Annotated in this window: 11 protein-coding genes; 4 read left to right on the top strand and 7 right to left on the bottom strand. The window is 37.5% G+C overall.

What is annotated here, in order from left to right; genetic code table 11:
* Nucleotides 1-5: 5 nt before the first annotated feature.
* Together RIV7116_RS15420 and RIV7116_RS15415 are read right to left on the bottom strand one after the other, a co-directional pair.
* Entirely contained in the window at nucleotides 6-581 is a 576-nt protein-coding gene (locus RIV7116_RS15420) for a Uma2 family endonuclease (RefSeq protein WP_015119230.1), read from the bottom strand.
* Between the two features lie 108 nt (nucleotides 582-689).
* Nucleotides 690-1,229 (bottom strand): NADPH-dependent FMN reductase, encoded by a 540-nt coding sequence (locus tag RIV7116_RS15415; protein WP_015119229.1) that lies wholly within the window; start codon nucleotides 1,227-1,229, stop codon nucleotides 690-692.
* Between the two features lie 358 nt (nucleotides 1,230-1,587).
* Between RIV7116_RS15415 and ftsH the strand changes: the two genes are divergently transcribed.
* Nucleotides 1,588-3,486, top strand: a complete 1,899-nt coding sequence (gene ftsH / locus RIV7116_RS15410) for an ATP-dependent zinc metalloprotease FtsH (protein ID WP_015119228.1) — start codon at nucleotides 1,588-1,590, stop codon at nucleotides 3,484-3,486.
* A gap of 531 nt (nucleotides 3,487-4,017) precedes the next feature.
* On the opposite strand, the gene RIV7116_RS15405 is transcribed toward ftsH, so the two are convergent.
* Together RIV7116_RS15405 and RIV7116_RS15400 are read right to left on the bottom strand one after the other, a co-directional pair.
* A complete protein-coding gene (locus tag RIV7116_RS15405) occupies nucleotides 4,018-4,638 on the bottom strand; it encodes a M23 family metallopeptidase (protein ID WP_015119227.1) in 621 nt (206 codons plus the stop codon).
* A 232-nt stretch (nucleotides 4,639-4,870) separates the two neighbouring features.
* Complete coding sequence (locus RIV7116_RS15400; RefSeq protein ID WP_015119226.1) at nucleotides 4,871-5,548, bottom strand: M23 family metallopeptidase; 678 nt, start codon at nucleotides 5,546-5,548, stop codon at nucleotides 4,871-4,873.
* A gap of 640 nt (nucleotides 5,549-6,188) precedes the next feature.
* On the opposite strand from RIV7116_RS15400, the gene RIV7116_RS15395 reads away from it, so the two are divergent.
* Nucleotides 6,189-6,578 carry a hypothetical protein gene (locus RIV7116_RS15395; RefSeq protein ID WP_015119225.1) on the top strand — a complete coding sequence of 130 codons (390 nt, stop codon included), beginning with the start codon at nucleotides 6,189-6,191 and terminating at the stop codon, nucleotides 6,576-6,578.
* Nucleotides 6,579-6,714: 136 nt separating this feature from the next.
* Nucleotides 6,715-7,575, top strand: coding sequence for an inositol monophosphatase family protein (locus tag RIV7116_RS15390; protein ID WP_015119224.1), 861 nt, complete (start codon nucleotides 6,715-6,717; stop codon nucleotides 7,573-7,575).
* Nucleotides 7,576-8,437: 862 nt separating this feature from the next.
* Here the strand turns inward: RIV7116_RS15390 and RIV7116_RS33915 are convergent.
* The 3 genes from RIV7116_RS33915 to RIV7116_RS15375 form a co-directional block, all read right to left on the bottom strand.
* Entirely contained in the window at nucleotides 8,438-9,145 is a 708-nt protein-coding gene (locus RIV7116_RS33915) for a pentapeptide repeat-containing protein (protein ID WP_157229286.1), read from the bottom strand.
* Nucleotides 9,135-10,391, bottom strand: a complete 1,257-nt coding sequence (locus RIV7116_RS15380) for a hypothetical protein (RefSeq protein WP_015119222.1) — start codon at nucleotides 10,389-10,391, stop codon at nucleotides 9,135-9,137. Before RIV7116_RS15380 ends, RIV7116_RS33915 begins: the two co-directional genes overlap by 11 nt.
* 226 nt (nucleotides 10,392-10,617) lie before the next feature.
* On the bottom strand, nucleotides 10,618-11,883 hold the full coding sequence (locus RIV7116_RS15375) for a hypothetical protein (RefSeq protein WP_044290966.1): 1,266 nt from the start codon (nucleotides 11,881-11,883) through the stop codon (nucleotides 10,618-10,620).
* A 215-nt stretch (nucleotides 11,884-12,098) separates the two neighbouring features.
* Between RIV7116_RS15375 and RIV7116_RS15370 the strand changes: the two genes are divergently transcribed.
* On the top strand, nucleotides 12,099-12,326 hold the full coding sequence (locus RIV7116_RS15370) for a hypothetical protein (RefSeq protein WP_015119220.1): 228 nt from the start codon (nucleotides 12,099-12,101) through the stop codon (nucleotides 12,324-12,326).
* Nucleotides 12,327-12,397 lie beyond the last annotated feature (71 nt).

Below are 12,397 nucleotides of genomic sequence, written 5' to 3'. Positions count from 1 at the left end.
CCCATTCACCAAATTTCTGCTAAATCCAAAACAAACCCTGGTAATACATCTTCTCCAGAAACAGTTTGTGGTGATTCTAAAATTTCAACTTTTTTGTTAAGACGATAAATTTCTATCTGAAGAAGCTTGCGATTAATTAACCACCCCAAAGATGCACCATTTTCCATATATTCCTTCATCTTGGCTGTGGTTTTCTCCAAGCTATGGTTAGAAGACATTAATTCAACCACAAAATCGGGACATAGGGGAGCAAATCTTTCTTGCTCCTCTTCTGTCAAAGCATCCCATCTTTCTATTTTCACCCAAGACGCATCCGGAGATCGCTCTGCACCATTCGGAAGTTTGAAACCACTTGAAGAATCGAAGGTTTTCCCCAATTTATTTTTCCTATTCCAAGCTGTTAACTGATAATTTAAATCGGAATTCCTATTACCAGTAATACTTCCCGTTGGTGGCATAATAATTAATTCCCCTGAAGCCGTGCGCTCAAATCTGACATCTGAGTTATTCTCACAAAGTTGAAAAAACTGCTCGTCAGTTAAGTTAATGTTATCAAGGTCTAATTCAAAAGCTATATTCATATTCTTAAATTAGCAGTGCATGGTTCTTTTATTTTAAGGAATTGGTAAAGGGGAAAGTTAGGAGTTAGGAGTTAATAATTTTATTTCTCCCCCCTCTCCCCCCTCTAACTAAACTCCACGCAGCTTCCGAGTATTTTCAAGCAAACTCTGGGCAAATTTATCTACACGCTCTGACAATTTTCCGTCTAAAAGTTTACCTTCTTTATCGAAGGCTTTCCAAGCTTGTCCGATGGCTATTTGTTCGGGAATTACCCAAGCATGTACCCAACGCATGACAACACGCATCTGATTGAGGGAATTACTGTTCGATTGTCCGCCTAAAATACTGATATTTCCTACAACTTTATCTGACAATTCTTCAAAACTCATCAAGTCCAAAACGTTTTTCAATACTCCACTCATCCCACCGTGATACTCTGGTGTGGCTAATATCAATCCGTCGGCTTGCTTAACCGTCTCCTGCAATTTTTTTACGTCTGGATATTCCGAATATTCATCTCCCCCATCGCAAAATGGCAGCTTCATTTTCCTCAAATCCAGTATTTCTACCTCCGCTCCCAAGGCTTCCACTCTCTGCGCTGCTATACCCAATGCTTTATGAGTATAAGACTCGTTTCTCAAACTACCGGCAATTCCAACTATCTTCATTTCCTAACACTCAATTAATTCTTTTTGTTATAATCAACTTGAAGTCATTACGACTACGAATATTTTAGCGATTAAATTTAAATTGTGTCAAATAGTAGTTTGAGGCAATTATGTGGTATGACATGACGATATCTATAAGTCGAAAATGTGTAAAAATGGTTACTATAAGTAGTGTTAATTATCAAATTTAGAAGTATGCGTCCTGAAAAGTGAGTTATGAGATGAAAAAAAGGAGGAATGTATTTTTTTAGAAAAGCTACACTCTTATTATTGAGAATAAAATTATTTGCATTGTTGAAGACTACAGGCAACAAAATTAGCCCCACGGTATGCGGCAACAGACAAAGGGTAACTATCTATGATAAATTTTGACAAAAAGGCGTTACATAAACACTCAGCCCTCAAGCGTAGAGCTTTTAGTGGGTTACTGTCATTGAGTCTGCTGTTGTCAGGGGCTTTTGGAGGAACAGAAGCCTTGGCTCAGCAGAAGCAGGAGAAGGATGAATTTACCTATGGCGATTTGATTGAGAAAATTGATCGCGGTGAAGTTGAGCGAGTAGAGCTTGATGAAACGGAGCAAATAGCAAGGGTATTTTTGGCGGAAGGGGATGCGGATAAGCCGATAAAGGTAAGACTTCTCGATGACAACCGCGAGTTAATTCGGGAACTCAGAGAGGGTGGAGTTGATTTTGCGGAAACTTCTTCGGCAAACAGTAGGGTTGCCGTAAGTTTACTGTTTAATTTAATGTGGATTTTGCCTTTGGTGGCTTTGATGCTGTTGTTTTTGCGTCGTACTACCAACGCTTCTTCCCAAGCGATGAATTTTGGTAAATCTAAAGCTCGTTTTCAGATAGAAGCTAAAACTGGAATCAAGTTTGATGATGTGGCGGGAATTGAGGAAGCCAAGGAAGAACTTGGTGAAGTTGTGACATTCCTGAAGCAGCCAGAAAAGTTTACTGCTGTTGGCGCAAGGATTCCCAAAGGTGTATTATTGGTAGGTCCTCCTGGAACTGGTAAAACATTACTTGCAAAGGCGATCGCTGGGGAAGCGGGAGTGCCTTTCTTTAGTATTTCCGGTTCGGAATTTGTGGAGATGTTCGTGGGTGTTGGTGCTTCACGAGTAAGGGATTTATTTAAGAAAGCCAAGGAAAATGCTCCTTGTTTGATATTTATTGATGAAATTGATGCTGTAGGAAGACAGCGCGGTGCTGGTATTGGTGGTGGTAATGACGAGCGGGAGCAAACTTTAAACCAGCTGCTTACGGAGATGGATGGTTTTGAAGGTAACAACGGTATAATTATTATTGCAGCCACAAACCGCCCTGACGTACTGGATGCAGCGCTTTTACGTCCGGGACGTTTTGACAGACAGGTGATTGTTGATGCACCGGATAGAAAAGGACGTTTGTCAATTTTACAGGTTCACGCTCGCAATAAGAAGGTAGATCCTTCAGTTTCTTTGGAAGTTGTAGCTCGTCGGACTCCGGGTTTTACAGGAGCAGATTTAGCAAATCTTCTTAATGAAGCGGCTATTTTAACGGCAAGAAGACGTAAGGAAACAATTACCCAGATAGAAATTGACGATGCCATTGATAGGTTAACTATCGGCTTAACTTTAAATCCGCTTTTAGATAGTAAGAAGAAGCGTTTGATTGCCTATCACGAAGTTGGACATGCTTTACTAGCTACAGTTTTGGAACATGCAGATCCATTAAATAAAGTAACAATCATTCCTCGTTCTGGTGGAGTTGGTGGTTTTTCCCAGCAAACACCGAATGAAGAGATAATTGATAGTGGTTTGTATAGTAAAGCTTGGCTCAAGGATAATATTACCATGACTTTGGGAGGTAGAGCATCTGAAGCCGAAGTCTTTGGTGATAAAGAAATTACTGGTGGTGCTAGTAACGATTTGAAACAGGTAACCAATCTAGCCAGGAAGATGGTAACAATGTTTGGGATGTCCAATTTAGGACTAGTAGCCTTAGAAAGTCAGAATCGGGACGTATTTTTGGGTGGTGATTGGGGGAATCGCAACGAGTATTCCGAAGACATGGCTACCCAAATTGATAAAAAGGTGCGAGAGATTGCACTTTCATGCTATCAAGAAGCGCGTCAAATTATGCGAGACAACCGTCCATTATTGGATCGTCTTGTGGATCTATTAATTGAACAGGAAACCATAGAAGGCGAACAATTCCGTAAAATTGTTTCTGAATACACGAAAATACCCGAAAATAAATTAGTGGTTAGTAGTTAGTAGTTAGTAGTTAGTAGTTACTGACATCTTGTAGCATTTTTAAGAAGCTTTAAGAAACCTGGTTTCTGACTACTTTAATCTAAAGTTTCCCTTTGACAACATAAAAAACTAGAAACCCGGTTTTGTTGAAAAAAACCGGGTTTCTGTAATTATTGATTTGTACAAATAATTCAAAATTGCAAAATTCTTGAGTCCTAGTAAGTATTCGTGCAGAATTAATTTAACATTCTGTTTGGATAGGGAATAGGAAACAGCTATATAACCAATTAGTAAATATACAATCAAATTTGCTTACCTACTGTTCTATTTCATTAATTTTGATGGGTTCGTTTTCTCCCTAACGTCGGGAGACGTAGCATTGCTACGTCTCTACAATCCGTCAAAATAAATGAAAAGCACCACTAGTATTGCATGTCATTAATTCTGAAGGGTTTATTTTTCTCAAAATTCTTTTCTCCCCCTGCTCCCCTGCTTCCCCTGCTTCCCCTGCTTGTCAGAACCCATCAATTTTAATGAAAACGAATACTAGTATTAATTACTTTGCTTGGCATACATTTGCCGCAATACTGCACCAGGATCTACATATCTGTTATTGTACCGAATTACCCAATGCAAATGAGGTCCAGTAGTACGTCCAGTCATACCAATTCTACCAATTCTCATTCCAGATGGTACTTGCTGATTTTTAGCAATTTTAATTCCACCAGCCCTATCAATCATATATAAACGACCGTTAATTCTAGCTACACGTCCTTGTAAATGACAGTAACTATGCTTCCAGCTACCGGATTTTATAATTATATGGGTACCGCAAGCACCGCGATCGCCTACTTTTATAACTTTACCGGCAAACCAATTGCGAACATAACTACCTTTAGGAGCCGCAATATCCAAACCGTTGTGAAATTGAACTCGGCGGCGATTTCTAGGAGAGCGGCGATAACCAAACCCAGAGGTATAACCCTGAAATTTCTCTACAGGGAAAGAAGCATTAGCCCAAGCATCATTACCAGCAGTAGCAACTACATTTCTATTTACCGTTTGAGCTGCAACAATTTCGATTCCGGGAAACAAAGCAATTAAACAGACAACAAGCAATCCTATCAGAAATAGCGCTACTGATAGGCTTATCCTTAGTCGCTGATTACTCATATTCTCCTTTAATGATTTTGCTCTACCAGGTATGCTAATTAATTTTTGTTGGCGATATCTCAACTCTATTTGAGAAAAATAATACTTATGGCAGTTGCTATAAAATGATATCTACGCTAATAATAACTTCTTCCTCAAGAAAATCAAATCAACAGCATAACCTTTTAGAAAATGATATTCGCTATTAAAGGTTAAAGGTCAAAGGTCAAAGGTTAAAATCACCGATAACTGTTTACTGATTACCAATTACTTTTGATTCTTCAAGCTTGATTTGATATCGTTGGTTACTACCCATATTAGATTGCGGTCTAATTGCTTGCTTAGAATACATAGCTCTAAGAACTTGTGCGGGGTCAACATAATTACTACCATATCTTAGTACCCAATGCAGATGAGGACCTGTAGTGCGTCCAGTCATGCCGATACGTCCGATTCTGGCACCTGCGGGAACCTGTTGACCTTTAGCGATTTTAATGCCACCCGCACGGTCAACCATGTAAAGACGACCGTTGATTTTTTGTACTCCTCCTTTCATATGACAGTAACTGTGTTTCCAATTACCCGATTGGACGATTATATGGGTACCGCAAGCACCGCGATCGCCTACTTTAATAACCTTTCCTCCCCACCAGTTGCGGATGTAGCTACCTTGAGGTGCGGCAATATCTAAACCGTTATGAAACTCTAAACGACCACTTCTAGGAGAGCGACGATATCCGAAAGGCGATGTGTAGCGTTGAAAACGTTCGACGGGGAAAGAAGCTGATGACCAAATATTATTTCTAGCTATGAGTGTAGAGTTTGGTTCTATGGCTTTCACCGTATTTGAGCTAAGTAATATAACTGCCAAACTGACAATAATTAATGCTAAATATTTGAAATTTTTGATATTAATTATTCTTTGATTCATATTTTTTACTTTGTATTTTTACTTAGATAATAGATATATATTTTCAAATTCAAAGCTAAATTAAACTTGCTTTCAGGGTATATTATGCCCATATTCATCGGAACACTTGCATTATCTTACCTAGGGAAATACAAATGTCAACAATCTATTTTTTATTTTATTTAAAGTTATTTATAAGAAATAATTTAAATAAAAAGCTTCAGTAAAAATTCTCTTGCATTAAATGGCTAAACAGAGAAAAATAAATATTTATTCGGACAATACTTAAAATACCTAAGTAAATAATTTGTCTATAGGTACAAATAAGGTCAATTTATAAAAATACAAATAGCATTTCTGTGTTATTGCAGAAATTAAGCAATCAATATTGAGTATTTTCTCTTGGTTATCCGAAATAACCTATAAATAAGTATCGATAAGCAGCAATAAAGTTCCCAGAATCTATAGATAGTGTAGATATATACATTCAGCCATGTTTAAAGCATATTAGCGGAATACTACAATTGCTTTTGACCAAAGCTGTAAGGTAAATTTTGTCAAAAGTCACAAATGCTGTAAAATCTAACTTTAAAAATAATTACTGTTTCGATAATATTAGGCTTGCAAGTTTATTTGATAAATTCGAGCATTTTCGCAAACTATGCTAACTGAGATATTTCCTTTCAAGTTCGATATAGACACAATAGCCATTGCAGGAGCAACTTTATGGTCTTTGGCATTGTATCTAGGTTTTTCCCCAGTTGGTGAATGGGTAACAATACAGCTAAATCGCTGGTTTAATTTTGCCGAGCGATTTATGTACACCAGTAAAACTGAATTTGAAAAAACCCGCGAAGCCAGAGAATCGCAAAATGCTTTCTATGCATCCGTTTTTAGCATCATACCGTTTTTAATTGTCGGTGCTTTGTCTAACTGGATTATAGAACTGAGTTTAGGAGGCAGTTGGGGTATAAGTACCGGAATTCTCGCTTGCATGGGTTGTGGAGTTTACGAACTAGGAAGACGAGATGGAGAAAATAGCGAACAGTGAACAGTGAACAGCGAACAGTGAGCAGTTAACAGTGAACAGTGAGCAGTTAACAGTTATCAGTTTATATTTTTTAGCTTGTGACTTATCATATTTAATCCATTAGCCATTACCAATTACCAATTACCAATTACCTTTTATGCCCTCACCGCGTACTATTTTAGAAACTTTACTTCCGCATTTAAAAGCAGCAGCAGGTTACGCTCGTTTTCTGCAACCGAAAATCGCCGCACTTCCTGACAAAGATGGAGGAGAAAGCTTTTTTTCTGCTGCTTTGACTGAAGCCGATTTAGCAATTCAAAATTTTGTCGAAGTTGCTTTATTAGGCAATTTCCCAAACATTCGTTTTTACGGAGAAGAATATAAAAGTTCTCCCAACACAAAGTATTTTCGTGCTGTAGATTTGGGCGAAAAAGATGATTATTTAGTCACTCTTGACCCCATTGACGGCACAAAATACTATATTGATGGACATTCTAATTATCAAATTATTCTTAGCATCTTAAATACAGATGATTACGAAGCGGTAATTGCAATTTCCCCCAGCGAAGATACTTATTTCTATGCCCTCAGAGGTGAAGGTGCTTTCAAGGGTAATCTCAAAATGGATTTATCAGAATGTACTCCATTAAAAGTAGACTCTACAGCAAAACCTACTATATTACTGGGTACTTCTATGAGTTCGTTAACACCTACACTGAAAGATAAATACAATATTATTAATGCAGCAGAAGATTATTCTAGCTCGATTCAAATGCCCAATCTTAATTCTATTTTGACTGGTGGAATAAGTGGCGCACTCAAAAGATTCGGTCAGTTTATCGATGGTGCTGCTTTAGCTTTTATTGCTAAAGAAGCTGGTTGCATGGTTACGAGTTTGGATGGTTCTGCTTTACCTCCCCTCTCCGAATGCTCCGATTACAAATTACCAGGTTTAATTATCGCAACTTCCGAATCCGTTCATCAAGATTTATTAGCGGCTATTAGCAAGATTATCTAAACAAAAAATTGTTTTCAAAACAATAATATTCCAAAACATCAAAATGTTCGCGATCTACTTGCAGCAGCGCTTCGCGATCGCAACTTATCTTCAGCATTCACTAATAAGTTTTTTGTTGACCGCAATTTACGAATAATATGTCAACCGTAACAAAAATATTGAAAATAGTTTATGTTAAGTTGACTGCAATCTCGCCGTTTCCCCTCAATTGAATAAACCATTTAATCAAGGCTCCAAGCTCGTCGAAATTTACAGACATACGTCGCCATAGATTATCAATTTACCCCTACCTGAAACCCTTGTCAATTCGTTAACGCATTTTTTGAATGTCAGAGAAGCTTGACTAAATTTACAGTTTTAGCTTTTGTTATTCTAATGAATTACAAAAATTATATTTACAGTGTCAATCATTCAAGCTATTTGTTTGCATAAAGGTTATTAGGGTTATATATTAGTGGTGCTATATATGAAACTTCGTATATACGGGAATATCGAAATATATATTATCGAATTTGAAGAAGTTTTCAAAGTTGTTTGAGACAGCTTCTATATATAAGGTGGAAGGCAATACTGTTCGGTTAGGTAATTGAACACAATTGTTAGATCCCCCAAACCCCCTTAAAAAGGGGGATTAGTTCCCTCCGTTTTAAGGAGGGTTAGGGAGGATCTCCCCTTAAGCGAGCAGTATTGAGATGGAAGGTTATTTAATTAAAGCTGTATTTTGCCGATAATATAAAAGCGAAAATTCAAATATATATATTTCGCATGTACGGGAATGCCGAAATATATAATATCAGATATGAAGAGGTTTTCAAAGTTGTTTAAAACAGCTTTGAGAAAATTGGATATACGCTACTGCTTTTTATACAGAAACTAAAACCCTTGAATCTTCTCTAGGAGGCTCGTCAACAAAGATTGCTCCTCTTCCTTCAAGATTACGCCTCATATCGTCTGAAATTCCTTGATTGTGCCCAAATTTGGCATTTTCTACATTAGCGCCACTTAAGTCAGCATCAATTAAGTTAGCTCCTATCAGGTTTGCGTTAGCTAAATTAGCACCTATCAATGTAGCATTAACAAAATGAGCATCTCTTAAGTTGGCGTATCTCAAGTTAGTTTGAATCAGCTTTGCTTGACTCAAATCGGCATTGTTTAGAAAAGCACCTTCTAGGTTAGCATTATTAAAATTGGCTTTTCTCAAATTACCGCGTCTTAAATCAACTTTGCTCAAGTCAGCATTAATCAAAATTGCGCCTTCTAAATTGGCAAAACTCTGACTTACTTGATTCAAGCTACTATCATGCGGTAGTAATTTCTCCACAAAGGCTTGCAATAAGTTTTTGCGGCCGTAATTATTAAGAATATGAATCTCTCTAATAGCAGCTAGAGCTTCTGGTAATAATTCTGGGAGTTTGTCACTTAAAGCAATTAAGACTTCAGCACGATATTCATCATCTTCGATATTTCTAGCCACAGCTAAAACTTGATTTAAAAATTCTGGTGGCAATTTAGCAGCTAAAGTACTTAAGGCAAAGGCACGATATCTTTCATCTTCCATCTCAGATGCCACAGCCAGAGCTACACTTAATAATTCTGGTGGTAGTACTTCTACGTTGAGGACTTAGGGCACAGGGACGATATTTTTCCTCCTCAATCTCCCGAACATCAGCGAGAGCTTCACTTAGCAATTCTGGTGGCAGTATATCTGCTAAATTAATTAAGGCGATCGCGTGAAAAAAATCATCGTTAATCTTCTTAGCTGTAGCTAGAGCTTCTAGAAGCAATTCTGGTAGTTGTGTAGCTAACTCACTTAAGATTAGGACTCGACTCAACTCATTATTAATCTCTCTAGTAACAGCAAGAGCTTCATTTAATAATTCCGGTGGCAGTTTGCTTGCTAAAGACTGTATTGTATTAGCGCGGTGATTCTCATTTTTAATCTCCTTGGCAGCAGCAAAAGCTTCAGTTAATAATTCCGATGGCAATTTGTTTGCTAAAGAATTTAGGACTCGCTGGCGATATTGCTCATTCTGAATTTTCCTAGCAACAGTAAGAGCTTCTGGTAGTAAATCAGGTAGTCGATCTGAAGCAGAAGTTAAGACAGAAGCGCGAGAATAATCATCTTTGATTTCCCTAGCTATCGCTACAACTTCAGTTAACAATTCTGGTGGCGATTTAGGAGTTAGGGAACTTAGGACAGAAGCGCGATATTCTTCATTTTTAATCTCTTTAGCGGCAGCGACGACTTCAGTTAATAATTCCGGTTGTTTTTCTGCGAAAGCAGTTAGAGCAAAAGCGCGATAATGCTCATCAATAATCTCTTTAGCTATTACCAGCGCTTCACTTAACAATTCTGGTGGCAGTTTTTTTACTAAATCAAACCTTAAGACATGAGCACGATATTGCTCCTTCTCAATCTCCCTAGTAGCAGCTAATGCTTCATTTAACAATTCCGGCATTTTGTCTGCTAAATAAATTAGAGCTTGGGGACGATAATACTCATTTTTAATTTCCCTAGCATTAGCCAGAGCTTCAGTTAACAATTCTGGCGTTTTGTCTGCCAAAGAAGTTAGGACATAGGCGCGAGAATATTTATCGCTAATTTCTCTAGCAGCAGCGAGTACTTCACCTAAATATTCTGGTGGTAATTTAGCAGCTAAAGAAGATAGTGCATAGACGCGATATGATTCATCTTGAATTTCCCTGGCGATTACCAGAGCTTCTAACAAGTTAATTAAATTTGTATCGCCAAAAATATTACCGCTTAAGTTAGCGTTGCTTAAATCAGTACCGCTCAAATCTCTATTTTCAGCCATAAAGCAATGTATTATGATTGCTTTGTTTTACTCGCAATCGCAATCAAATATTTTAACTGATGTGGCAAAGATAATACTATAGCTAATAACTTTTCTTTATCTACAAGAAATTACATTTTATTTCAATTTATTTCAATATTTCGACTAAACGGGAATATCGAACTATTTATTATCGCTTAAAAGTCGTTTAAAACAGCTTTGCTTGAATTAAAAAAACTAAAATGAATCAAACTTGTTTATTCAACTCTTCAACCACCAACTGAGTTAATTTATCGGCAGCGCCAGTTTCACCTCTAGCATTTCTCAACTCATCGCGCATTTCGCGTAGTTTTTCAGTATTTTGTAAATAATCAAGAATCAAATCCCCAACTTCCGAAGGTTGTAATTTCCCTACTAATTCTGGAACAATTTCCTTTTGTGCCCAGATATTAGGCCATGCTAACAAACCCTTACGTTTAAGAAAATAGGAATTTATTAACTTTGCGAAACTGGTACCGACAAAAGGTAAATTAGCGAGTAATCCAGGTATACCATCCCAAGAGCGCATTGCATCTAATTGTTGAGTGGGAAGTAAAACTATCATTGGTACAGCTAAAGAACCCAATTCGGCAGTATTAGCACCGACAGTAGTTATACAGATACTGCATTTAGATAATATGTCATAAGCGGGGTGTTTTAAAGATAATTCTACTTTTAAACCTGTTGCTGTTTGTAAATATGGTTTTTCTGAATTTATATCAATTAACTTTGCCGATGTATTTTCAAAGTATTGCGACATCGGATTTTTATTAGCGTCGGCGAAACTAGCTAAAGTTTGTAAATCCAAAGTTGGAGCTACAGGGATGAAGAATTTTGTTGCTGGTAATTTGTTGTGAATGTGTTGAGCGATCGCTAAACTCAAAGGAACACCCTGAGCTAACTTAGCAGCTTTAGAACCCGGTAAAATTCCAATTAAATGGGAATGGGTAATTGGTAATTGGTAATTGGTAATTGGTGCTTCCCCCTCTATAGAAGAAGCTTCCGCCATCAAATCACCAACGGCGGTAAATTTATCAGCGTATTTAGGTTTAACATTTGCAGCTACCTCGGATTTCATCACACCAAAACGGTTAATTAAAGAATGCCATCTTGCATCCCATTCAGCATAGACAACAGTACGATAATTTAACCTTTTACCAATGACGACGGGGAAAAATTGATCTCCACCGAGGAATAATACTACACCTTTTTCTCTCCAATCCCAATTATCAACGGTTTTTCCAGTTAATAAAAAAGGAAAGAAATGTTGAGCAGATTGAACTCTATCAACTTCCGGATAAGAAAGAGCAATATCGGCTTCCTTACCGCTAGCGTTGGAACAAGGGGATAAAACAACGGAAATTCTGACTTTATCTGGGTTGTTGCCAAGTTTTTCTCGTAAAGATTTTACTACAGGACGTACCCAAGTTGTGATTTCTCCCGGACCATTGGAAAGAATAAGGATATCAAACATCTTTTCAGTGAACAGTGAACAGTTATCAGTAAAAAATATTCTTTTATTTGTAGGGTGTGTGACGCTTTGAGAAATTGTGAACTTGGTTACTAATAAGAAAATAGCGTCACGCACCAACCGAAGTATTAATAATAATGTAAGGAATAAAAATACAACTTCTCACAATGATTTTGTCTTCTATTCCCTATTCCCTGTTCCCTATTTCCTAATCTATAATGCCCTATGATAATTTCTCGCTTTCAAGAGTCAAACGCGATTTTAATTTAACAACCGTTGAAAACCAAAGTTTTTTTCCAGATATTCCACCAATCGAACCCAGCTTTTATTTAAATTCCGCTTTGAGTGAAGGATTGCCGTTAGCGATTGCAACTGGCTCTGAAAAAGCGCGATTGGAATTAATTATCATTTTGGGAATGTTGGTTTGGATGATTAGGGAAGGTTGAGGGAGGGGGGAGAGGGGGGAGAGGGGGTAGAAAAGTAATAGTTGAAAGTCGAACTAAATTCCTATATTCAA

The organism is Rivularia sp. PCC 7116 (assembly GCF_000316665.1).
In the GTDB taxonomy this organism is placed as follows: domain Bacteria; phylum Cyanobacteriota; class Cyanobacteriia; order Cyanobacteriales; family Nostocaceae; genus Rivularia.
This window is presented reverse-complemented; position numbering and strand designations above follow the sequence as displayed.

What these genes read in the sequence shown, in the direction of transcription:
- RIV7116_RS15400 (WP_015119226.1), bottom strand. Translation starts at nt 5,548, where the DNA reads ATGAATCAAAGAATAATTAATATCAAAAATTTCAAATATTTAGCATTA.
- RIV7116_RS15395 (WP_015119225.1), top strand. Translation starts at nt 6,189, where the DNA reads ATGCTAACTGAGATATTTCCTTTCAAGTTCGATATAGACACAATAGCC.
- RIV7116_RS15420 (WP_015119230.1), bottom strand. Translation starts at nt 581, where the DNA reads ATGAATATAGCTTTTGAATTAGACCTTGATAACATTAACTTAACTGAC.
- RIV7116_RS15375 (WP_044290966.1), bottom strand. Translation starts at nt 11,883, where the DNA reads ATGTTTGATATCCTTATTCTTTCCAATGGTCCGGGAGAAATCACAACT.
- ftsH (WP_015119228.1), top strand. Translation starts at nt 1,588, where the DNA reads ATGATAAATTTTGACAAAAAGGCGTTACATAAACACTCAGCCCTCAAG.
- RIV7116_RS15415 (WP_015119229.1), bottom strand. Translation starts at nt 1,229, where the DNA reads ATGAAGATAGTTGGAATTGCCGGTAGTTTGAGAAACGAGTCTTATACT.
- RIV7116_RS15380 (WP_015119222.1), bottom strand. Translation starts at nt 10,391, where the DNA reads ATGGCTGAAAATAGAGATTTGAGCGGTACTGATTTAAGCAACGCTAAC.
- RIV7116_RS15370 (WP_015119220.1), top strand. Translation starts at nt 12,099, where the DNA reads ATGCCCTATGATAATTTCTCGCTTTCAAGAGTCAAACGCGATTTTAAT.
- RIV7116_RS15390 (WP_015119224.1), top strand. Translation starts at nt 6,715, where the DNA reads ATGCCCTCACCGCGTACTATTTTAGAAACTTTACTTCCGCATTTAAAA.
- RIV7116_RS15405 (WP_015119227.1), bottom strand. Translation starts at nt 4,638, where the DNA reads ATGAGTAATCAGCGACTAAGGATAAGCCTATCAGTAGCGCTATTTCTG.